This is a genomic window from Kitasatospora gansuensis (genome assembly GCF_014203705.1).
GTDB classification, from domain to species: domain Bacteria; phylum Actinomycetota; class Actinomycetes; order Streptomycetales; family Streptomycetaceae; genus Kitasatospora; species Kitasatospora gansuensis.
This window is the reverse complement of sequence record NZ_JACHJR010000001.1, coordinates 6,241,334-6,263,498: the sequence shown is the minus strand read 5'-3', so window position 1 is coordinate 6,263,498 and position 22,165 is coordinate 6,241,334. Positions and strand designations below refer to the sequence as shown.

14 protein-coding genes are annotated in these 22,165 nt (G+C 71.1%); all 14 read right to left on the bottom strand.

Annotation, left to right across the window (positions count from 1 at the left end):
• Positions 1-36: 36 nt before the first annotated feature.
• The 14 genes from F4556_RS28255 to trpC all read right to left on the bottom strand — a co-directional run bounded on the left by F4556_RS28255 (position 37) and on the right by trpC (position 22,049).
• Positions 37-6,786 carry a type I polyketide synthase gene (locus tag F4556_RS28255; protein WP_184920960.1) on the bottom strand — a complete coding sequence of 2,250 codons (6,750 nt, stop codon included), beginning with the start codon at positions 6,784-6,786 and terminating at the stop codon, positions 37-39.
• An 86-nt stretch (positions 6,787-6,872) separates the two neighbouring features.
• Positions 6,873-7,643, bottom strand: coding sequence for an alpha/beta fold hydrolase (locus F4556_RS28250; protein WP_313068734.1), 771 nt, complete (start codon positions 7,641-7,643; stop codon positions 6,873-6,875).
• Between the two features lie 64 nt (positions 7,644-7,707).
• Positions 7,708-7,962: an acyl carrier protein gene (locus F4556_RS28245; protein WP_313068733.1), complete on the bottom strand. Its 255-nt coding sequence runs from the start codon at positions 7,960-7,962 to the stop codon at positions 7,708-7,710.
• A gap of 527 nt (positions 7,963-8,489) precedes the next feature.
• Positions 8,490-9,950 carry a glutamate synthase subunit beta gene (locus tag F4556_RS28240; RefSeq protein WP_184920947.1) on the bottom strand — a complete coding sequence of 487 codons (1,461 nt, stop codon included), beginning with the start codon at positions 9,948-9,950 and terminating at the stop codon, positions 8,490-8,492.
• The gene (gene gltB, locus F4556_RS28235) at positions 9,943-14,526 is read right to left on the bottom strand and encodes a glutamate synthase large subunit (protein WP_376775806.1); all 4,584 of its coding nucleotides are present in this window, start codon (positions 14,524-14,526) and stop codon (positions 9,943-9,945) included. Before gltB ends, F4556_RS28240 begins: the two co-directional genes overlap by 8 nt.
• 419 nt (positions 14,527-14,945) lie before the next feature.
• Positions 14,946-15,647 carry a VIT1/CCC1 transporter family protein gene (locus F4556_RS28230; protein WP_184925299.1) on the bottom strand — a complete coding sequence of 234 codons (702 nt, stop codon included), beginning with the start codon at positions 15,645-15,647 and terminating at the stop codon, positions 14,946-14,948.
• A 201-nt stretch (positions 15,648-15,848) separates the two neighbouring features.
• Complete coding sequence (gene lgt / locus F4556_RS28225) at positions 15,849-16,778, bottom strand: prolipoprotein diacylglyceryl transferase (RefSeq protein WP_184920945.1); 930 nt, start codon at positions 16,776-16,778, stop codon at positions 15,849-15,851.
• A gap of 75 nt (positions 16,779-16,853) precedes the next feature.
• Positions 16,854-17,654: a DsbA family protein gene (locus F4556_RS28220; protein ID WP_184920943.1), complete on the bottom strand. Its 801-nt coding sequence runs from the start codon at positions 17,652-17,654 to the stop codon at positions 16,854-16,856.
• 54 nt (positions 17,655-17,708) lie between these two features.
• A complete protein-coding gene (locus F4556_RS28215; RefSeq protein ID WP_184920941.1) occupies positions 17,709-18,227 on the bottom strand; it encodes a MauE/DoxX family redox-associated membrane protein in 519 nt (172 codons plus the stop codon).
• Positions 18,228-18,386: 159 nt separating this feature from the next.
• A complete protein-coding gene (locus F4556_RS28210; RefSeq protein ID WP_184920939.1) occupies positions 18,387-18,638 on the bottom strand; it encodes a hypothetical protein in 252 nt (83 codons plus the stop codon).
• Positions 18,639-18,984: 346 nt separating this feature from the next.
• Positions 18,985-19,791, bottom strand: a complete 807-nt coding sequence (gene trpA, locus F4556_RS28205; RefSeq protein WP_184920937.1) for a tryptophan synthase subunit alpha — start codon at positions 19,789-19,791, stop codon at positions 18,985-18,987.
• Positions 19,792-19,793: 2 nt separating this feature from the next.
• The gene (gene trpB, locus F4556_RS28200) at positions 19,794-21,029 is read right to left on the bottom strand and encodes a tryptophan synthase subunit beta (RefSeq protein WP_184920935.1); all 1,236 of its coding nucleotides are present in this window, start codon (positions 21,027-21,029) and stop codon (positions 19,794-19,796) included.
• A 55-nt stretch (positions 21,030-21,084) separates the two neighbouring features.
• Positions 21,085-21,228 (bottom strand): tryptophan biosynthesis modulator TrpM, encoded by a 144-nt coding sequence (gene trpM / locus F4556_RS39780; RefSeq protein ID WP_369824173.1) that lies wholly within the window; start codon positions 21,226-21,228, stop codon positions 21,085-21,087.
• An 8-nt stretch (positions 21,229-21,236) separates the two neighbouring features.
• Positions 21,237-22,049 (bottom strand): indole-3-glycerol phosphate synthase TrpC, encoded by an 813-nt coding sequence (trpC, locus tag F4556_RS28195; protein ID WP_184920933.1) that lies wholly within the window; start codon positions 22,047-22,049, stop codon positions 21,237-21,239.
• Between the last annotated feature and the right edge of the window lie 116 nt (positions 22,050-22,165).

The window sequence follows — 22,165 nt, the reverse complement described above, 5'->3', positions numbered from 1 at the left end:
TGGCCGGCCGGGAACCGGGCCGAGGGGCGAGTACGCCTAGTTGGTGACGAACTTGGCGGCCAGCTGCGGGGTGGAGACCAGGCTCACCCCGCCCAGCCGGGCCAGCACCCGACCGCCGGGGGCGCAGGCGGTCACGGTCAGGCTGGCCGTGCTGCCGTTGCTGGAGACCGGCTCGACCACGATCAGGAACGGCTCGCCGTCGGGCAGTTCCTGGTGGAACTCGGCGCGGGCCACCGAGAGCGGCAGGCTGGCCGTGGCGCGGTACAGCTTCATCCAGACCAGACCGGCCTGGAGCAGCAGGTCCGCCGTGCCGGGGCCGTACAGCTGGCCGCCGAACGCCCCGTTGCCGGGCCGGTGTTCGGGCAGTGCGGCCTCCAGCACCAGCCGCGACTCCTGCTCCGCGAGCACCCGCCGCAGACCGCGCAGCGACTCGCCGTGGAACAGCGTCCCGTCGGTGTAGAACCCGCTCGCGTCCCGGCCCTGGCCGAGCGCCGGGAGTCCGGCCACGCTCGGCCGGCTGGTCTCGGTCGCCGGGTCGGCGCCGAGCACCACCCCGGCCGCGTAGTGCGGGCGGACGGTACCGTCGGCGGCGACCGAACGGATCGTCACCTCCGTGGTGGCGCCGTCCCCGGCCGGGGCCGCGCCGAGCTGGAAGCTGCCCTGCTCGGTGCCGTCGAACAGCACCCCCTTGTGCACCGCGAAGTCGCGGACCTGACGGACCGTCCCCCCGCTGAGCCGCTCGACCGCGCCGATCGCCCAGCCCAGGGCCAGCGCGGCCGGCAGCACCGGCACCCCGCCGATCACGTGGTCGGCGACGATCGGCTCGGCGGCCAGTACGTCGAGCCTGCGCTCCAGCACGGTCGCGGCCGGAACCGCGGTCTCCCGCACCGAGAGCGGGGTGGTCGGGCCGAGCACCGTCACCACGTCGTTGCCGTGCTCCGGCGAGAACTGCCCGGTGAACAGGGCGGTTCCGACGGACTCCGGGATCAGCGTGATGCCGCGCTCCTGGAACACCGCCTTGATCTGCGGGGAGACCATCCCGCTGTCCCAGGCGCCCCAGTTCAGGGCGGTGACCCGGGCCTGCGGGTGCTTGCGCTTCCAGCCGGCCGCCCAGGCGTTCAGCACCTCGTTGGCCATCGCGTAGTCGGACTGGCCCCGGTTGCCGAAGAACCCGGCCACCGAGGTGAACAGCAGCACGTGCCGCAGTCCGTCGGCGGGCAGCGCGTCCAGCACCGAGCGCAGCCCGGTCAGCTTGGGCGCGAAGACCCGCTCGATCTCGGACAGCCTCTTGGCGCCGATCAGCTGGTCGGCCAGCACCCCGGCGCCGTGCACCACACCGGTGACCTGCCCCGCGTACGGGGCGAGCGCGGCGGCCGTCGCGGCGGCGTCGGTGATGTCCACCGCCAGGTACTCGACCCGACTGCCGGCGGCCGCGACCTCGGCCAGCGTGCGGCGGATCTCCCGCTCGCCGACCACGGACCGGAAGAGCTGCTCGACCCGCTTCGGGGTCGGCTTCTCCCCCACCGTCTTCAGCTGGTCGACCGCGGCGGCCTTCAACTCGGCCGTACCGGTGACCCCGTGGGCCCAGGCGGGCTCGTCGCCGAGCTCGGTGCGGCCCAGCAGCAGGAAGCCGGGACGGTGGGCGGTGGCCAGGTCGACCACGCAGCGGGCGGTGATGCCCCGGGCCCCGCCGGTGACCACGATCAGGTCCTCGGCGGTCAGCGGGGCGACCTCGCCGGAGAGCGGCGCGGCGGACTGCTCGGTCAGGCCGAGGGCGACCCGGCGGGTGCCGTCGTGACCGACCTGGACCGGCTCGCTGGCGGCGTCCCAGAGCTCGTCCAGCACCAGCGAGACGGCGCTGGCGGCGGGCAGCCCGGGCGCCAGGTCGACCGCGCGGCAGAACAGTTCGGGCGCCTCGACCGCGAGGGTCTTCACCAGGCCGCCGAAGCCGCCCGAGGGCGTGAGCGCCTCCTCGACCCCGTGCAGACCGAAGCCACCGTCCAGCCGGGTCACGGTCACGAAGCCCGCGCGGCCGGTGCCTGCGGCCCGGGTCAGCGGCTCGACCAGGTGCTTGGCGGTGAGCAGCGCGTGGGACAGCCGGCGGACGCCGTCCGCCCAGTCGCTGTCCGGCCGGGTGGAGAAGGTGACGGCCAGGCTGACCGGGGTCAACTGCTCGATCTTCTCGGCCAGTTCGGTGACGCCCCAGCCGGAGAGGGCGAAGTCGCGGACCTCCGGCAGCTGCCGGGTGACCCCGGGCAGGCGGAGCAGCTGGACCTGCCAGCCGGTGGCGGTCAGCCGCGCGGCCAGCCCGGGGGTGAGCTCACCGCCGTCGTCCACCAGCAGGGCGGCGGAGCCCGCCGGGTACGCGCCCACCAGCCGGTCCGGCAGCGGGAGTTCGACCAGCGTGGCCTGCGCCCGGCCGAGCCGACCGGGGGCCACCGGAACGGGGGCGGGATCGGGGGCCGCCACCGGCTCGGGCTGCGGCGCGGGAGCCGCCGGAGCGGCGGTGCCGGACATGAACTCGACTATCTGGCCCAGTGTGCGCAGCTCACCGAGCTGCTCGGGGCCGACGTGCACATCACTCGGGAACTGCTCCGACAGCACACCCAGAATCTCGACCCGCTTGATCGAGTCGATCCCCAAGTCCGCCTCGACATCCATCTCGAGGTCCAGCATCTCCGCCGGGTAACCCGTCTTGGCGGCGACCACGGCGAGCAGCGCCGACGCGACGTCAGCCGCGGAGGGACCGGCTTGCGCAGCTGGGGCGGCCGGGGCCGCGGAAGCCGTGGCACCGGCCATGAACTCGACGATCTGACCGAGCGTCCGCAGCTCACCCAACTGCTCCGGACCGACGTGCACATCACTCGGGAACTGCTCCGACAGCACACCCAGAATCTCGACCCGCTTGATCGAGTCGATCCCCAAGTCCGCCTCGACATCCATCTCGAGGTCCAGCATCTCCGCCGGGTAACCCGTCTTCGCCGACACCACCGCCAACAGCGCGGCAGCCACCTCGTCCGCCGACGGACCGGCGGCAATCACCGGAACCGGAGCCGCACTCGCCGACATGAACTCGACGATCTGACCCAGCGTGCGCAGCTCACCCAGCTGCTCGGGGCCGACGTGCACATCACTCGGGAACTGCTCCGACAGCACACCCAGAATCTCGACCCGCTTGATCGAGTCGATCCCCAGATCCGCCTCGACGTCCATGTCGAGGTCCAGCATCTCCGCCGGGTAGCCGGTCTTCGCCGACACCACCGCCAACAGCGCAGCGGCCACCTCGTCCGCCGACGGACCGGCGGCAACCACGGGGGCCGGGGCCGGGACAGGCGCTGCGGGCCGTGCCACCACCGGGGCGGGTGCGGCGGCCACCGGCAGCGGGGCGACGGCCACGGGAGCCGGCGGCAGCGCAGCCTGGGCCGGCGCCGGGGCCAGCACGGGAGCCGGCGCGGGGGCCACTGCCGGGGCTGCTGGGGCGACAGCCGCGGCAGAAGCCTGCACACCGCCCAGTTCGAGCGCGGCCAGGTCGCGGAGGATCTCGTTGGCCCGCAGGTGGGTCCGGCCGATGGCGAGGCCGTGCTCCTTGACCGCCGTCACGCCGCCGAGGATCTCGGGCAGGCGGCCCTGGTCGGCGGCGTTCTCCAGCAGTCCGGCCAGTCGTTCGGCGCTCTGCAGCTGCCCGTTCAGGTAGTCGTCGTGCAGGGCGAGGTGATCGGTGATCAGCTCGGACAGCCGGTCGGGCTGACGATCGTGGTCCACGTGTTCGGTCTCCTGGACAACGGCGGCCACGGGGGCCGGTACGGGAACGGAAGCGGCTACCTCGACCGGCACCTCGACCGGCGGCATCTCAACCGGGACGGGCACCGGCACGTGGACCTCGACGGTCGGCAGGGTGACCCGGTAGCCGTTGTCGATCGCCTCCCGGTACGCGGCCCGCCGGTGCTCGGGGACATGGTTGATGCCGTTCAGCGGGACGGTCATGCCCTTCACCGGCGCGACCGGCTCCGGCACCAGGACGTACGGGTCGTCCACCGACAACGGCAGGCCCAGCACCACCAGTTGGGCCACCGCGCGCTTCAGCGCGAGGTCGGCGTCCGCACCGGGGCCGGGGTCGAGCTGGACCACGACGTGCGGCCGGTCGCCCAGGATGCGGCGGACCAGCTGGGTCAGCACGCCCTTGGGCCCGAACTCCACGAAGGTGCGGAACCCGCCCGCGTACATCTCCTCCACCCGGTCGGCGAAGTGCACCGGGTTCACCAACTGCTCGGCCAGCACCCGCCGGTTGGCGGCCTGGTCGGCGCCGTACGCCGCGCCCGGCGTGTTGGCGTACACCGGCCCGTGCGGCTCACGGATCTCGACCCGCGCGACGCTCGCCCGGAACGCCTCCACCGCGTGCGCCACGTACGGCGTGTGGAAGGCCGCCGAGACCGGCAGCCGGCTCGCTCGAACCCTGGCCGCCTTCGCGGCCGCGACCAGCCGCTCGACCTCGTCGGTGCCGCCGCCGACCACGATCTGGTCGGCCGCGTTCCGGTTGCAGACCGTCAACCCGCCGAACTGACCCAGCAGTTCGGCGATCTGCCGGTCGGTCGCGCTGAGCGCGGCCATCGCGCCCGGGTCGAACCCGGCCTCGGCGGGCGGCGCCATCGCCGCTCCCCGGGCCCGGGCCAGCTCGAAGAAGGCGTCGTCGTCCAGCGCGCCGGAGGCCCAGAGCGCGGTCAACTCGCCGAAGCTGTGGCCGAGGTGGCCGTCGGCCGCGAAGCCCAGCTCGCTCAGGTAGCGGAACTGACCGGCCGCCAGCGCGCCGATCGCGGGCTGCGCGTACTCGGTACGGCGGAGCGCGTCCTCCTGCCCGGCCTTGGCCGCCGGGTCGAAGGCGGGCGCCGGGAAGGCCACCCGGGAGAGCGGTTCGGCCCCCGCGAAGTGCCGGTTGGCGGCGTCGAAGGCGGCCCGCAGCGGCGGGACGGCGAGCACGGCCCGGTGGCCCGGGTTGACGTACTGGCTGCCCTGACCGGCGAACAGTGCGCCGATCTTGCCGGTCTCACCGGCCCGGCGGCGGAAGTACACACCCTTGGGGTGTGCCCAGTCCGAGGCGTCCGGCTTGGCGGTCAGTTCGGCGACGGCCAGCGCGGTGAGCTCGGCCAGTTCGGCGTCGTTCCTGGCCACCAGCGCCACCCGGGGGTGGTCGGCCGGGGCCGGTTCGAGCGAGGCCGGACCGGCCAGCGCACCGGTCAGCGCCGCCACGGTCGGCGCGTGCCACCGGTGCACCCGGGCGACCGGGAAGACCACCTTGAGGTCGTCGCCGTCGCCGTACTCCTCCAGCACGAAGTGGAAGTTGGTCCCCCCGAAGCCGAACGAGGAGATCGCCGCCCGGCGGTGCTCACGCTCGGGGTCGCGAATCCACGGCCGGCTCTCGGTGTTGACGTAGAACGGGCTGTTGGCGAAGTCGATCGCCGGGTTCGGCTCGTCCACGTTGATGGTCGGCGGCAGCAGTTTGTGGTGCAGCGCCATCGAGAGCTTGATCAGCCCGGCCGCGCCGGCCGCCGCCTTGGTGTGCCCGATCTGCGACTTCACGCTGCCGACCGCCGCGTACTGCTTCGCTTCGGTCGCCCCCGACACCACCGCGGCCAGCGCGGACAGTTCGGTCGCGTCGCCGACCGCCGTACCGGTGCCGTGCGCCTCGAACAGCTCGACGCTCTCCGGTGAGCAGTCGGCGTCCTCGTAGGCCCGCTCCAGGGCGACGATCTGACCCTCCTTGCGGGGGGCGTAGATCGACTTGAACCGGCCGTCGCTGGACGAGCCGATGCCGCGGATGACGGCGTAGATCTCGTTGCCGTCCCGCTCGGCGTCGGACAGCCGGCGCAGCGCCAGCATGCCGATGCCCTCGCCGATCAGCGTGCCGTCGGCCTCCTTGTCGAACGGCCGGATCCGGCCGGCCTTGGAGAACGCCGGGGTCTTGGCGAAGCACAGGTACATGAAGATGGTGTTCTCGGCGTCGCAGCCGCCCGCCAGCATGGTGTCCGCGCGCCCCTCCAGCAATTCACTGACGGCGGTCTTCACAGCGGCGAGCGAGCTGGCGCAGGCGGCGTCGATGGTCATGTTGGTGCCACCGAGGTCGAGCCGGTTGGCGATCCGCCCGGCCACCACGTTGCCCAGCATGCCGGGGAAGGAGTTCTCCTCCCACGGCGCGAAGGCCAGCTTGAACTTCTCGGCGATCTCCTCGGCGTCCCGCTCGGAGAGGCCGACGCTGCGCGCCACCTCCTTGAGCACCGGGGTCTGCAGCCGGGCCGAGAGCGGCTGGGTGAGCTGGTTGGCACCGGTGATGCCGAGCACCACACCGGTGCGCGAGGCGTCGTACCAGGGCTGTTCGGCCCCGGCGTGCTTGAGCAGGTCGCGGGCGACCACCAGACTGAGCAGCTGGAGGACGTCGGTGACCTCCAGGGTGGTCGGCGGCAGGCCGAACTCCATCGGGTTGAAGTCCACGGTGGGGATGAACCCGCCGTGCCGGGAGTAGGTCTTGTCCGGGGCGCTCGGGTCCGGGTCGTAGTGCTCGTCGAGGTCCCAGTGGGTCGACGGGACGTCCTCGATGCAGTCCGCCGCCTCCACCACGTTTCCCCAGAACTCCCGCAGGTCACGGGACTTGGGGTACAGGGCGGAGAGGCCGACGATGGCGATCGGGTCGCGGGCGAGGCGACGGTCCAGCTCGCGTTCGCTCGGTCTGGTGGCGTTGTCGTGAGGCGGAACGGTCGAATGGTTCGAGGAGTGCGCTGGCTGCGAAGAGTTCACGGCGGGCTCTCTTGGTCTCGGTGGCCGGAGGCCATCCGGGCATGGCTCGGCGAGGGCACGGGCCGGCCCGGATGGTTCGCGCGGACCTAGGCGGGGAGGACCAGGCGGGCGATGGCCTGGGCGGCGTCAGGTCGGGTGAGCATGGTGTAGTGGTCGCCGGGAGCCACCGCCAGGCTGAGCCCGTGCGGGGCGAGCGGCTGCCAGCCGAGCGTGGGGTCCCCGGGGATCAGGCTGTGTTCGGCCTTCACCAGGACCAGCGGGACGCTCGACGGCTTCGGCCGGTACGGCGCGGTGAGTCGGTTGTTGCGCAACAGCCCGTCGACATAGGTGTCGTAGAGCTTGCGGAGGCCGGGCAGCGGGGTGTCCGGGAGCAGTGCACCGCTCGCGGTGGCGGCGTCCAGGACGAGCGGGAGCCCGTCGTCGACGCCGCAGCCGGCGAGCGCCGCCGGGTCGAGCGGTACCGGGCGACCGCGTTTGGCGCCCAGGTACATCGCGAACCAGCCCAGCAGCAACGGGGGTTCGAGGGCTTCGTCGGGCTGCTGGTACTCCTCGGTCGGCGCGATGCTGTCCAGCAGCACCAGCCGCTCCGGGCGCCGGTCGGCGGGCAGTCGCTCGACCATCGACTGGGCCACGACTCCGCCGAACGACCAACCCACCAAGGAGAGTTGACGGTCCGTCAGTTCTGCGGCCAGCCAGTCGGCGAGGGCCTCGACGGTGGTGTCGGCCCGACCTCCGGTGAGGGCGGCCTCCCCGTACTCGGGGGAGGCCGAGAGGTCGAGCACGGTCAGTCCGACGCCCTCCGGGAGGGCATCGGCGAGGGTGCGGTACACCTGGGCGGCGAGCGCCCCGGGGTGCACCAGATGGACGGTGTGGCCGCCTCGCGATGCCCGGCGTAACGGGAGGACCGCGACCGGCCCCGGCCTACGCGGAGGCACGCTGACCGCACTCCTCCGCGATGTGGGCGGCCAGGTCCTTGATGGTGGGGTGGTACCAGAGCGTGGTGGTGCCGAGTTCGAAGCCGAGCCAGTTCTCCATCTCGCCGGCCAGGATCAGCGCCTCGGTGGAGTCCAGGTCCAGCTCGTCGAAGTACTGCTCGGGCGAGACCTCCCCGGGCGCCACCCCGAGCCGATGGGCGATCTTCTCGATCAGCCACTGCTGGGCCTCGACTGCCGTCACTTGAGCCACGGTTGGTCCTTCCTCTGATGCCGGCCGAGCCCGACCGGCACCGCATCGTCGTTTTCGGGTACGCCGGACCGGCCCTTGACGGGATGGTCCGTGAGCAGTACGAAGAGAGAGCGGGAAACGGGCGTTGGAGCACCGATGAGAAGTGGCACCGGGGGCCGTCGACTTCGAGCCCGGACCCGGTCGCCACTGGCTCCACTGTGGCCCTAGGTGACCTGCTATTCAACCGTCAACAAACTTGACCGGGCCGGATCGGAGCCTATATCCGGCGAGGTGCGGCAAGTCGTACCAAAACCCGGGAACAGTACGGCATTTGCTGTCAGGTCGGCGCACACGCTCAGCAAACACCCAGGGTCCGCAAACCCTCGCCCCTGGCCCGGAAAACGCGGAACGGCACCTGCCCCCAACTTGGTCGGGGAGGGGGCAGGCGCCGTAGGTACCGCATGAGCCCGGCGGCTCTGACGGGCAAGCGGTTGGTGCGGCCGGACAACGAGCGCCCGGCGGTTTCAGGTGAGGGTCGGTCAGACCACCAGGGGGCGGTCGGTCGGGCGGATCGGGGCGGGCAGCGCGGTCTTGCCGCCCAGGTACTTGTCCACCGCGGCGGCGGCCGAACGGCCCTCCGCGATGGCCCAGACGATCAGCGACTGGCCACGGCCGGCGTCGCCGCAGACGTACACGCCGTCCACGTTGGTGGCGAACTGGCCGTCCCGGTTCACGTTGCCGCGGGCGTCCAGCTCGACGCCGAGCTGCTCGACCAGGCCGTTCTTCACGTCCGTGCCGGTGAAGCCCATCGCCAGGGTGACCAGCTGGGCCGGGATGGCCCGCTCGGTGCCGGGCACCGGCTCGAACTTGCCGTTCTTGAACTCGACCTCCACGAGGTGGAGTTCGGCCACGTTGCCGTCCTCGTCGCCGGTGAAGTGGGTGGTGTTGACCGCGTAGACGCGCTCGCCACCCTCCTCGTGCGCGGAGGTGACCTTGTAGGTCATCGGCATGGTCGGCCAGGGCTGGTTGCCGGGGCGCTCGTCGCTCGGGCGCGGCATGATCTCCAGCTGGGTGACCGAGGCGGCCCCCTGCCGGAGCGCGGTGCCCAGGCAGTCGGCGCCGGTGTCACCGCCGCCGATCACCACCACGTGCTTGCCCTTGGCGCTGATGGGCGGCTCGACGAAGTCACCCTCCTGCACCTTGTTGGCCAGCGGCAGGTACTCCATCGCCTGGTGGATGCCCTTGAACTCCCGCCCGGGGACCGGGAGATCACGCGCGGTGGTGGCACCGGCGGCGACCACGACGGCGTCGAAACGCTCGCGCAGCTGCTGCCCGGTGATGTCCTCGCCGACGCTGACCCCGGTACGGAAGCGGGTGCCCTCCGCGCGCATCTGCTCGATGCGGCGGTTGATGTGGCGCTTCTCCATCTTGAACTCGGGGATGCCGTAACGGAGCAGACCACCGATCCGGTCCGCGCGCTCGTACACCACCACGGTGTGCCCGGCCCGGGTGAGCTGCTGGGCCACCGCGAGACCGGCCGGTCCTGAGCCCACGACCGCGACGGTCTTGCCGGACAGGCGCTCGGGGATCTGCGGGGTGACCCCGCCGTTGTCCCACGCCTTGTCGATGATGGTGACCTCGACGTTCTTGATGGTCACCGCGTCCTGGTTGATGCCGAGGACACACGCCGACTCGCAGGGAGCCGGGCACAGCCGCCCGGTGAACTCCGGGAAGTTGTTGGTCGCGTGCAGCCGCTCGATCGCGCCGGTCCAGTCGTCCCGGAAGGCGAGGTCGTTCCACTCGGGGATCAGGTTCCCGAGCGGGCAGCCGTTGTGGCAGAACGGGATGCCGCAGTCCATGCAGCGGCCGGCCTGCTTGGTGATGATCGGAAGGAGGCTGCGCTCGACGTAGACCTCGTTCCAGTCCCGCAGACGAACGTCCACCGGACGGCGCTCGGCCAGCTGCTTGGGCGTGGTCAGGAAGCCCTTGGGGTCAGCCATTTGCCGCCTCCATCATCTTGCGAGTGGTCTCGGCCTCGGAGAGGCCATCGCGCTCAGCGGCGTCCTTGGCGGCGAGCACAGCCTTGTAGTCGGTCGGCATGATCTTGGAGAAGCGGGAGACCCCGCCGGCCCAGTCAGCCAGGAGCTCGGCGGCCACGGTGGAGCCGGTCTCCTCGTAGTGCTGCTGCACGGTCTCGCGCAGCCAGTCCCGGTCGGCGTTGGTCGGGGCCTCGATGCCCACCATGCCGTCGTTCACGTTGGCCGGACGCAGGTCCAGCACGTACGCGATACCGCCGGACATGCCCGCTGCCAGGTTACGTCCGGTCTCACCCAGAACGACGACCCGTCCACCGGTCATGTACTCCAGGCCGTGGTCGCCCACGCCCTCGACCACCAGGGTGGCACCGGAGTTACGGACGGCGAAACGCTCACCGGCCTTGCCCCGCAGGTGGATCCGGCCCGAGGTGGCGCCGTACCCGATGGTGTTGCCCGCGATCACGTGGTTCTGCGCGTCGGCGCCGATGGCGGCCGCGTCGCGCGCCGGGCGGACGATCAGCACACCGCCGGAGAGGCCCTTGCCGACGTAGTCGTTGGCATCGCCCTCCAGCCGGAGCGTGATGCCCTTGGGCACGAAGGCGCCGAAGGACTGGCCGGCGCTACCCGTGAAGGTGACGTCGATGGTGCCCTCGGGCAGGCCCTCGCTCCGGTAACGCTTCGTCACCTCGTGGCCGAGCATGGTGCCGACCGTCCGGTTGACGTTGCGGATCGGGAGCTGGATCCGGACCGCGTCGCCGCGCTCCAGGGCGTCCTCGGCCAGCTCGATCAGCTGGTTGTCGAGCGCCTTGTCCAGCGCGTGGTCCTGCGTGGTGGTGTTGTGCAGCGCGGCGCCCTCGGGCAGCTCCGGCACGTGGAACAGCGGGGCCAGGTCGAGACCGGCCGCCTTCCAGTGCGTGATCGCGTCGGCGGCGTCGATCAGCTCGGCGTGGCCGACGGCCTCCTCGATGGTGCGGAAGCCCAGCTCGGCCAGGATCTCCCGGACCTCCTCCGCGATGAACTCGAAGAAGTTCACCACGAACTCGGGCTTGCCGGAGAAGCGCTCGCGCAGCACCGGGTTCTGGGTGGCGACGCCGACCGGGCAGGTGTCCAGGTGGCAGACCCGCATCATGATGCAGCCGGAGACCACCAGCGGCGCGGTCGCGAAACCGAACTCCTCGGCGCCCAGCAGGGCGGCGATGACCACGTCGCGGCCGGTCTTGAGCTGACCGTCCGTCTGGACCACGATCCGGTCCCGCAGACCGTTCAGCAGCAGGGTCTGCTGGGTCTCGGCGAGGCCGAGCTCCCAGGGACCGCCCGCGTGCTTGAGCGAGGTGAGCGGGGAGGCACCGGTACCGCCGTCGTGGCCGGAGACCAGCACCACGTCCGCGTGCGCCTTGGAGACACCGGCCGCGACCGTACCGACGCCGACCTCGGAGACCAGCTTCACGTGGATGCGGGCCGCCGGGTTGGCGTTCTTGAGGTCGTGGATCAGCTGAGCCAGGTCCTCGATCGAGTAGATGTCGTGGTGCGGCGGCGGCGAGATCAGGCCGACACCCGGGGTGGAGTGCCGGGTCTTCGCAACCCACGGGTAGACCTTGTGGCCGGGCAGCTGACCGCCCTCACCGGGCTTGGCGCCCTGGGCCATCTTGATCTGGATGTCGTCCGCGTTCACCAGGTACTCGGAGGTGACGCCGAACCGGCCGGAGGCGACCTGCTTGATCGCCGAGCGGCGGGCCGGGTCGTACAGGCGCTCCGGGTCCTCACCGCCCTCACCGGTGTTGGACTTGCCGCCGAGCTGGTTCATCGCGATGGCCAGCGTCTCGTGCGCCTCCATCGAGATGGAGCCGTACGACATGGCGCCGGTGGAGAACCGCTTGACGATCTCGGAGACCGACTCGACCTCGTCGATCGAGATCGGGGCGCGGCCCTTGCCGTCGAACTTGAACAGGCCACGGAGCGTCATCAGCCGCTCGGACTGCTCGTTCACCCGCTCGGTGTACTGCTTGAAGATGTCGTAGCGGCGCGACCGGGTGGAGTGCTGCAGGCGGAACACCGTGTCCGGGTCGAACAGGTGCGGCTCGCCCTCGCGGCGCCACTGGTACTCGCCACCGATGTCCAGCGCGCGGTGCGCGGCGGAGATGCCGGAGGCCGGGTACGCCTTGGCGTGGCGCGCGGCCACCTCCTTGGCGATCTCCGCCAGGCCGATGCCGCCGAGCTTGGTGGTGGTACCGGCGAAGTAGCTGTCCACCAGCTCCTGGGAGAGGCCGATCGACTCGAAGACCTGGGCACCGCGGTACGAGGCCACAGTGGAGATGCCCATCTTGGACATCACCTTGAGCACGCCCTTGCCGAGCGCCTTGATCAGGTTCTTGATGGCCTTCTCGGCCTCGATCCCGGTCAGGAAGGTGCCCTGCTCGACCAGGTCCTCGACCGACTCCATCGCCAGGTACGGGTTGACCGCGCCCGCGCCGTAGCCGATCAGCAGCGCGACGTGGTGCACCTCGCGGACGTCACCGGCCTCGACGATCAGCGACATCTGGGTGCGCTGCTTGGTCCGGATCAGGTGGTGGTGCACGGCGGAGGTGAGCAGCAGCGACGGGATCGGCGCGTGCTCGGCGTCCGAGTGACGGTCCGACAGCACGATGATCCGGGCGCCGTCGGCGATCGCCGCGTCGGCCTCGGCCGCGATCGCCGCCAGCCGGGCGGCCAGCGCCTCGCCGCCGCCGGAGACCTTGTACAGGCCCGACAGCGTGACGGCCTTCAGGCCCTGCTGGTCGCCGTCCGCGTTGATGTGGATCAGCTTGGCGAGCTCGTCGTTGTCGATCACCGGGAAGCTCAGGCCGACCGAACGGCAGTGCGCCGCCTCGGCGGCGAGCAGGTTGCCCTCCGGACCGAGGTTGCTGAGCAGCGAGGTGACCAGCTCCTCGCGGATGGCGTCCAGCGGCGGGTTGGTGACCTGCGCGAACAGCTGGATGAAGTAGTCGAAGAGCAGCCGGGGCTTCTCGGAGAGCGCGGCGATCGGGCTGTCGGTGCCCATCGAACCGAGCGCCTCACCACCGGACTTCGCCATCGGGGCCAGGATGACCCGCAGCTCCTCCTCGGTGTAGCCGAAGGTCTGCTGACGACGCGTCACCGAGGCGTGGGTGTGGTGGATGTGCTCGCGCTCCGGCAGCTTGCCGAGCTCGATCTGACCGGCCGCGACCCACTCCTCGTACGGGTGCTCGCCGGCCAGCTGGGCCTTGAGCTCCTCGTCCTCGACGATCCGCCCCTCGGCGGTGTCGATCAGGAAGACCTTGCCGGGCTGCAGGCGGCCCTTCTTGACCACCTTCTCCTGGTCGATGTCGAGCACGCCGACCTCGGAGGAGAGCACCACGAGGCCGTCCTCGGTGACCCAGTACCGGGCCGGGCGCAGGCCGTTGCGGTCGAGCACCGCGCCGATCTGGTTGCCGTCGGTGAAGGTCACGCAGGCCGGGCCGTCCCAGGGCTCCATCAGGTTGGAGTGGTACTGGTAGAACGCGCGGCGGGCCGGGTCCATGGTGGCGTGGTTCTCCCACGCCTCCGGGATCATCATCAGCACCGAGTGCGGCAGCGAACGGCCACCCAGGTGGAGCAGCTCCAGCACCTCGTCGAACGAGGCGGAGTCGGAGTGGTCCGGGGTGCAGATCGGGAAGATCCGGCTGAGGTCGCCAGGGATCAGGTCGGTGGCGAGCTGGGACTCACGCGCCGTCATCCAGTTCCGGTTGCCCTTGACCGTGTTGATCTCGCCGTTGTGCGCGACGAAGCGGTACGGGTGGGCGAGCGGCCAGCTCGGGAAGGTGTTGGTGGAGAACCGCGAGTGCACCAGACCGATCGCGGAGGCGTACAGCCGGTCCGAGAGGTCGGGGAAGAACGGCTCCAGCTGACCGGTGGTCAGCATGCCCTTGTAGACGATGGTGCGGGCGGAGAGCGAGGGGAAGTACACCCCGGCCTCACGCTCGGCACGCTTGCGCAGGACGAAGGCGACCCGGTCCAGCGCGATGCCGGACAGCTCGCCGCCGGCCACGAAGATCTGGCGGAAGCGCGGCATCACCGAACGGGCGGTGGCACCGAGCAGGTCCGGGGTGACCGGCACGTCGCGCCAGCCCAGGACGGTGAGGTTCTCCTCGGCAGCGATCGCCTCGATCTGCGCGACGGCGGCGGCGTCGGCCGCGTCCTCGTCCGGCAGGAAGGCGATGCCGACGGCGTAGGAGCCGGCCGCCGGGAGCTCGAAGGAGACCTTCGAGCGCAGGAAGGCGTCCGGGACCTGGGTCAGGATGCCCGCGCCGTCACCGGAGTCCGGCTCGGCGCCGGTGGCGCCCCGGTGCTCCAGGTTGCGCAGCACCGTGAGGGCCTGGTCAACGATGGTGTGGTCGGCGATGCCGGTCAGCGTGGCGACGAAACCGACGCCACAGGCATCGTGCTCGTTACGCGGGTCGTACAGGCCCTGAGCAGTGGGTCGCGCATCCGGAACGAGCGCGTAGGGCCGGGCTGCGGCCTGCTGGGGCTCGTTGGCGGAGTGCATGGATGCAGACAGCATCGGCTCTCCCGTCGTCGTCTCTGGCAAGGTGCTTGTTGCAGTAGGGACGACGTTGGCCCTCTTGCGATTTCGTGCAGGTTACATGATGCCGGACATCCCGAGAAGTGGAATGTCACGTCCAGATGGCGGACAAGGTGCCCTGGTCACGGGCTATTACCGGCTAGTAACAGAGCTGGCGGGAGGCGAACGCTCGTCCGCGTGCTCCCACCAGTGTGCCCCCTGTCGCCGGGAGCGAAACAGGGACGTAATGCCCCGTCCACATCCTGAGAAGGGGGGTCCTGCGAATCCTTCTCCGATCACCGAGCCGGACATGAGATTCTGCGGCCCGGCCCCGGCTTCGACGGGATCAGTGCGGGTCTACCCGGTGATCCATGTGGGGAAGGTCATATTCATACAGTGTCGGGTCAGCCGACCCGTCCACCGATCAGCGCACCGAGCAGGTAGGTCACCCCGGCCGCCGCCGAACCCAGCAGCAGCTGCCGCAGCCCGCTGTACCACCAGCTGCGCGCGGTCACCCTGGCCACCACCGCGCCGCACAGGAACAGCCCGATCAGCGCGATCACCAGCGCGGGCAGCAGCGAGGTGGCGCCGAGCAGGTACGGCAGCAGCGGGAGCAGCGCGCCGAGCGCGAAGCAGCCGAACGAGGAGACCGCGGCCACCATCGGCGACGGCAGGTCGTGCGGGTCGACCCCGAGCTCCTCGCGGGCGTGCACCTCGAGGGCCAGCTCCGGGTCGGTGGTGAGCTGCCTGGCCACCTCGTGGGCCAGCTCGGGTTCGACCCCCCGGGAGATGTAGAGCTCGGCCAGCTCGGCCAGCTCGCCCTGCGGGTTGCGGCGCAGCTCCAGCCGCTCCACCTCGATCTCGGCCTCGACCAGCTCGCGCTGGGAGGCCACCGAGGTGTACTCGCCGGCCGCCATCGAGCAGGCACCGGCGGCCAGCCCGGCCAGGCCGGTGATGATCACCGTACTGGTGGAGACCGCGCCGCCGACCACGCCGGTCATCAGCGCGAAGTTGGAGACCAGCCCGTCCATCGCCCCGAACACCGCCGGGCGGAGCCAGCCACCGTTGACGTCCCGGTGGTGCCCCTCGGCCGGGATGCGCGGCATCGGGTTCTCCTCGGCGAGCGGCTCGGCGATGGTCACGGTCACTGCGTGGGCCCCCAGTACGGCGTGCTGCGAAAACTCCTGACGCCTTGAAAGGTAGTCCGATGAAACGATCGTTTCCAGCAAAGTAAGGCTGTCCGAACAGCACTTCGGCCGCCCGCACCGAAACGGTGCAGGGCGGCCGAGGAGTTGGAAGTCAGCAGGTCAGGCGGGTTTCCCCGGCTCCTGGTCGGTCGGGGCTGCGGGGTCCTGGTCCGCACCGGTGGCGGCGGACTCCGGCTCGGACAACGTCAGTTCACCGACGTGCGCGGCCGGGTCGATCGAGTCCGGGTCCTCCCGGCCGGGGCGCTTCTTCCCGACGATCACCAGATAGGCGATGGCACCGAGGAAGCAGACCACCGCGGTCCACTCGTTCAGCCGCAGCCCGAGCACGTGGTGCGCCTCGTCGATCCGCAGGTCCTCGATCCAGAACCGGCCCACGCTGTAGGCGGCGACGTACACCGCGAAGGCCCGGCCGTGACCGAGGGTGAACCGCTTGTCCACCCAGATCACCAGCAGCGCGACACCGACGCACCAGAGCGACTCGTACAGGAAGGTCGGGTGGAAAACCCCGTCCACCACCGAGCCGTCCGACTCGACCTTGTGGATCTCCAGGCCCCAGGGCAGGTCGGTGGTCCGGCCGTACAGCTCCTGGTTGAACCAGTTGCCCCAGCGGCCGCAAGCCTGGGCCAGCGCGATGCCGGGGGCGATCGCGTCGGCGTAGGCCGGCAGCGGGACACCCCGGCGGCGGGCGCCGATCCAGGCACCGACCGCACCGAGCGCGATCGCGCCCCAGATGCCGAGGCCGCCCTCCCAGATCTTGAAGGCGTTCCAGGGGTTCTTGCCGTCGCCGAAGTACAGCTGGTGATCGGTGATCACGTGGTAGAGGCGGCCGCCGACCAGGCCGAACGGCACCGCCCAGACGGCGATGTCGCCGACGGTGTGCTTGGCACCGCCCCGGGCGACCCATCGCCTGCTGCCGAGCCAGACGGCCACGACGACACCGATGATGATGCAGAAGGCGTAGGCGCGAAGCGGGATGGGCCCCAGATAGAGGACCCCCCGCGACGGGCTCGGAATGTATGCGAGATCCATGGCAGGGTCGACGCTACCGGACCCCGCCCGACACTCAGGCACCGCACGGGGTCACAGCTTCCGAACGTTCGGCGCTCAGCCGGCCGTGACGGTGCCGAGCGGCTTGCCCGCGTTGGCGGCGTCCACCCACTTCACCAGGTTCGCCGGGCTGATCTGCTCCTCGCCGTTCTTCGGGTAGATCGGCGTGCCGTTGAGCAGCACGGTCGGCGTCGACTTGTAGCTGGACTTGTCGAAGTCCTGCTGCACCGCGGACACCCAGCCCGAGTACTTGTTGTCGTTGACGCAGCTCTCGAAGGTCGGGCTGTCCAGCCCGGGGACCTGCTTGGCCAGGTCGATCAGCGTGCTCTTGTTGCCGAAGGTGTCGCTGGTCTCCTCCGGCTGGTTCTTGTACAGCACGTCGTGGTACTCACGGAACTTGCCCGCGTCCTGCGCGCAGGCCAGTGCGTTGGAACCGTACTTGGAGCCCTTGCCGCCGAGCGAGCGGTCGATGAACGAGACGATGTGGTAGTTCCCGTACAGCTTGCCCTGGTTCTCCAACTGGTTGACCGTGGTGGCGAATTCACGCTCAAAGGTGCCACAGGCCGGGCAGCGCGGGTCCTCGTACACGGTCAGCACCGACGGGGCGTTGGCCGGGCCGTCCGGGATCACCAGGTTCTTGTCGCCGATGGTGCCGGCCGGGTGCGCGACCGGGGTGTCCGGCTTGGAGCGCTGGTTCTGCACCACCACGCCGGTGATCACACCGGCCGCGATCACCGCGAGCACCACCCCGCCGATGACCAGCTTCTTCTTCCGCTTCGAACGGGCCTCGTCGGCGGCCCGCTCCTCCAGCATCCGCTCGCGGGCGGTGCGCTTGCCTTCTCGGTTCTTCTCACTCATAGCTCGGTACGTCCAAGGTGGGGGCCGGTGGGTTCGATGGCGGCTGTCGGTCCGTCAAGCGCTCAGCCAGCCGTCGGCCGAGAGCTTGGTCCGGGGCCGGTACACCAGCCACGCGGCCAGCAGCAGGAAGCCGCTGTCGCGCAGGATCTCCTGCAGGTACTCGGTCTGCGAGGAGTCGACCGCGCCACCGCCGCCGAAGCAGCCGCAGTCGATCGAGATGCCACGGGCCCAGGCGGAGCCGATGCCGCCGATGAAGGTGAGCAGCAGCAGGGCCGAGATCACCGCGACGATCCGCGTCCCGAGGCCGATCAACAGCAGCAGGGCGAGGGCCAGTTCGAGGAACGGCAGCCCGTAGCCGACCGGCTTGACCAGCGACTCGGGCAGGATCTCGTACGCCCGCACGGCCTGCGCCGCTTCTGCCGGATCGGCCACCTTGGCCAGCCCGGCCCAGGCCCAGACCACGGCCAGACCGATCCGGGCCACCAGCCCGAACCACTCCCCCGCCGCGCCGTCGACCGCGCGGCGCAGTGCCGAGCCGCGGTCCGGTGCGGCGGCGGTCTGCTGACTGGCCATCGGGTCCTCCCCCTCGGTACGTCCCTGCGCGTGGTGCCACTCACGCTTCCTGATGAACCGTAGGGGATGAATGGCGGTTACTCCACATTCGCGCGTTAAGCCGAATGAGTGATGAAATGGGGACAGATGTCCGACTCGATCCCCCGATCTGAGCAACCGTCAGCGCTGTACGCAGCGCGCCGCACCCGCCAGCCGGCTGAGCGGCGGCCGCCCGTCGTGCTGCGAACGCCCCGCCCGCACCACCGAATCCACCCGCGCCGCCTGACTGCACACGTACGCGTCCCGCTCCGCCCGCTCCACCCCCCGCTGGGCCAGCACCGGACTCACCGCCGCCTCCGCACCGAACGTCGCACCGAGCACCAGGGCGGCGGCGGCCGCCCGCAGCAGGACCGCACGCTGGACACTGGGCACTTGGCGGACTCCTTCAGTCGGCGGAACGAGTCGTACAGCACACGAACTCGTCCCTCCACTCAACGCCACCCAACCGCCCCCGATGCGTCAACCCGCAACACTTCACCCAGACGGCGGGAGCACAGCAGGGGCTCGGGGCTCTGCTGATGTGCGGCTCCGCCGCGTGGGCGACGCCGACCTTTTGGCAAGTGCTTCGGTTCTACGGTCAGGGGCTCGGGGAACTGCGACGCCGACCTCAGAAAAGGTCACGCGTACGTAGGTGGTCAGGCACTTTGCGGTGTGACCCGCACGCCAGACCTCCTCGCAGTTCCCCGAGCCCCTGGACCGTAAATGGCCGAGCAGGTGCCTAGCGGCGGCGAACACCCTCCGCCAGTTCGGCGGCGAGGCCGCGGACCGCCGCCAGCCCGGCGGCTTCGTCCGCCGCGTCCAGGATCCGCTGGACGAACGCGGAGCCCACGATCACCCCGTCCGCGAACGCCGCGACCTGCGCCGCCTGGTCGGCGTTGGAGACGCCGAGCCCGACGCAGACCGGCAGGTCGGTGGTGGCCCGGGTGCGGGCGACCAGGTCCTCGGCCAGGTTGCCGACGGCGGCCCGGGTGCCGGTCACGCCCATCACGGCGGCCGCGTAGACGAAGCCGGAGCCCGCCGCGGTGACCTCGGCCAGCCGCGGGTCCTTGCTGCTGGGGGCGACCACGAAGACGGTGTCGAGCCCGTGCTCGCCCGCCGCCTTGCGCCACTCGTCGGACTCCTCGACCGGCAGGTCGGGCAGGATCACGCCCGCTCCCCCGGCGGCGGCCAGGTCCGCCGCGAACCGGGCCACGCCGTAGCGCTCGACCGGGTTCCAGTACGTCATCACCAGCACCGCGGTGCCGGGGTGGGCGGCGGCCGCCTCGGCGACCGTCCGCAGCACGTCCTTGATCCGGACGCCGCCGCGCAGCGCAATGTCGTCGGCGGTCTGGATGGTCGGACCGTCCAGGACCGGGTCGGAGTGCGGCAGGCCGACCTCGACCACGTCGCAGCCGCCCTCGATCAGGGCCTTGACCGCGGCGATGCCGCCGTCGACGGTCGGGAAGCCGGCCGGCAGGTAGCCGATCAGGGCTGCCCGGTTCTCGTTCTTCGCGGCGGCCAGGACCGCGCTCAGCTTCGAAGCCATGGTCACTTACCCCCGTTGTTCTGGTCGTACAGGCCGAAGTACTGGGCGGCGGTGTGCATGTCCTTGTCACCACGGCCGGAGAGCGACACCAGGATGGTGGCCTCCGGGCCCAGCTCGCGGCCGAGCACCAGCGCGCCCGCGAGCGCGTGCGCGCTCTCGATCGCCGGGATGATGCCCTCGGTACGGGACAGCAGTCGCAGCGCCTGCATCGCCTGATCGTCCGTCACCGGGCGGTACTCGGCCCGGCCGGTGTCCTTCAGCCAGGCGTGCTCGGGGCCGACGCCGGGGTAGTCCAGGCCGGCCGAGATCGAGTGCGACTCGATGGTCTGGCCGTCCTCGTCCTGCAGCACGTACGTGCGCGAGCCGTGCAGCACGCCGGGGTCGCCCTTGGTCAGGGTGGCCGCGTGCCTCGGGGTGTCCACGCCCTCGCCGGCCGCCTCGCAGCCGATCAGCCGGACGCCCGCGTCCGGGATGAACTCGTGGAAGATGCCCATCGCGTTGGAGCCGCCGCCGACGCAGGCGACCACGGCGTCCGGGAGCTTTCCGGTGCGCTCCAGCACCTGCTCGCGGGCCTCGATGCCGATCACCTTGTGGAAGTCGCGGACCATCGCCGGGAACGGGTGCGGGCCGGCCACCGTGCCGAACAGGTAGTGGGTGGAGTCGACGTTGGCGACCCAGTCCCGGAACGCCTCGTTGATGGCGTCCTTGAGGGTGCGGCTGCCGGAGGTCACCGGGATGACCTCGGCGCCCAGCATCCGCATCCGGGCCACGTTGAGCGCCTGGCGCTCGGTGTCGACCTCGCCCATGTAGATGGTGCAGTCGAAGCCGAACAGCGCGCAGGCGGTGGCGGTGGCCACGCCGTGCTGGCCGGCTCCGGTCTCGGCGATGATCCGGGTCTTGCCCATCCGGCGGGTCAGCAGCGCCTGGCCAAGCACGTTGTTGATCTTGTGGGAGCCGGTGTGGTTCAGGTCCTCGCGCTTGAGCAGGATCCGCGCCCCGCCCGCCTCGGCGGAGAACCGGTGCACGTCGGTGAGCGGGCTCGGCCGCCCGGTGTAGTCCTTGAGCAGCGCGTCGAGCTCGGCCGCGAAGGCCGGGTCGGCCTTGGCCTTCTCGTACTCCTCGGCGACCTGCTCGACGGCGGCGACCAGCGCCTCCGGGATGAAGCGGCCGCCGTACGCGCCGAAGTAGCCCCGGGCGTCGGGGACCTGAGCGCCTGGCAGGTAGTCCTTTTCGGACATGGCTGTAGTCCTCGTGATTCGGTGAATGACTGTCAGGAACGTGGCATGGCTGTGCTCAGCCGTTCGTCCTGCGCCATCGGCGACCGGGCACCTGCCCGGGCTCGCAGCCGATCACGTACCGCACCCGCCGCCCCAACACCCGGCGCGCGGGCGCGCGGCAGCCGCGCGGGCGGCAACCAGGGGCGAGGCGGGCGCTCATCTCTCGGGTCAGCCCCGTCCGTTGTTGCGCAGCGCCGGGTGGGCACCGGCGGCCACCAGGTCGGCCACGGCCGCCTTCGGGTCCTTGCCGGTCACCAGGGACTCGCCCACCAGGACGGCGTCCGCACCCAGGTTGGCGTACGCGATCAGGTCGTGCGGGCCGCGCACCCCGGACTCGGCGACGCGGACGATGTGCGCCGGGATGGCGTCCACCACGTTGCCGAAGGTGTTCCGGTCGACCTCGAGGGTCTTGAGGTTGCGGGCGTTGACGCCGATGATCTTCGCTCCGGCGTCCACCGCGCGGGCGATCTCCTCCTCGTCGTGGACCTCGACCAGGGGCGTGAGCCCGATCGACTCGGCGCGCTCGATGAGCGAGACGAGTGCGGGCTGGTCCAGGGCCGCCACGATCAGCAGCGCGAGGTCGGCGCCATGGGCGCGGGCCTCCCAGAGCTGGTACGCGGTGACGATGAAGTCCTTGCGCAGGACCGGGGTCTCGACCGCGGCCCGGACGGCGTCCAGGTCGGCCAGCGAACCGCCGAAGCGGCGCTGCTCGGTCAGCACGCTGATCGCGGCGGCACCGCCGGCCGCGTAGTCGCGGGCCAGGGCGGCCGGGTCGGCGATGGCCGCCAGGGCTCCCTTGGACGGGCTGGAGCGCTTGACCTCGCAGATCACCCGGATGCCGTCGCCACGCAGCGCGGCAACGCCGTCCTTGGCGTCGGGAGCCTTGGCGGCCAGCTCCTTGAGCTGGTCCAGGGAGACCCGGGCCTGTCGCTCGGCGAGGTCCTCGCGGACCCCGTCGATGATCTCGTCGAGCACACTCACGCGGGCGCCCCCATCGTTCTGCTGGGCGTTCGCCCAGCTAGTCGGGTGAAACACCGCGGGTACGAACCGGACCGGACCTGTGCAGGTCCGGTGCTGATCTGCCCCCGTCGGCCTCT

Coding starts and splice junctions, on each gene's coding strand:
- F4556_RS28240 (WP_184920947.1), bottom strand. CDS start 9,950: ATGGCTGACCCCAAGGGCTTCCTGACCACGCCCAAGCAGCTGGCCGAG.
- gltB (WP_376775806.1), bottom strand. CDS start 14,526: ATGCACTCCGCCAACGAGCCCCAGCAGGCCGCAGCCCGGCCCTACGCG.
- F4556_RS28230 (WP_184925299.1), bottom strand. CDS start 15,647: ATGCCGCGCATCCCGGCCGAGGGGCACCACCGGGACGTCAACGGTGGC.
- lgt (WP_184920945.1), bottom strand. CDS start 16,778: ATGGATCTCGCATACATTCCGAGCCCGTCGCGGGGGGTCCTCTATCTG.
- F4556_RS28220 (WP_184920943.1), bottom strand. CDS start 17,654: ATGAGTGAGAAGAACCGAGAAGGCAAGCGCACCGCCCGCGAGCGGATG.
- F4556_RS28215 (WP_184920941.1), bottom strand. CDS start 18,227: ATGGCCAGTCAGCAGACCGCCGCCGCACCGGACCGCGGCTCGGCACTG.
- trpA (WP_184920937.1), bottom strand. CDS start 19,791: ATGGCTTCGAAGCTGAGCGCGGTCCTGGCCGCCGCGAAGAACGAGAAC.
- trpB (WP_184920935.1), bottom strand. CDS start 21,029: ATGTCCGAAAAGGACTACCTGCCAGGCGCTCAGGTCCCCGACGCCCGG.
- trpM (WP_369824173.1), bottom strand. CDS start 21,228: ATGAGCGCCCGCCTCGCCCCTGGTTGCCGCCCGCGCGGCTGCCGCGCG.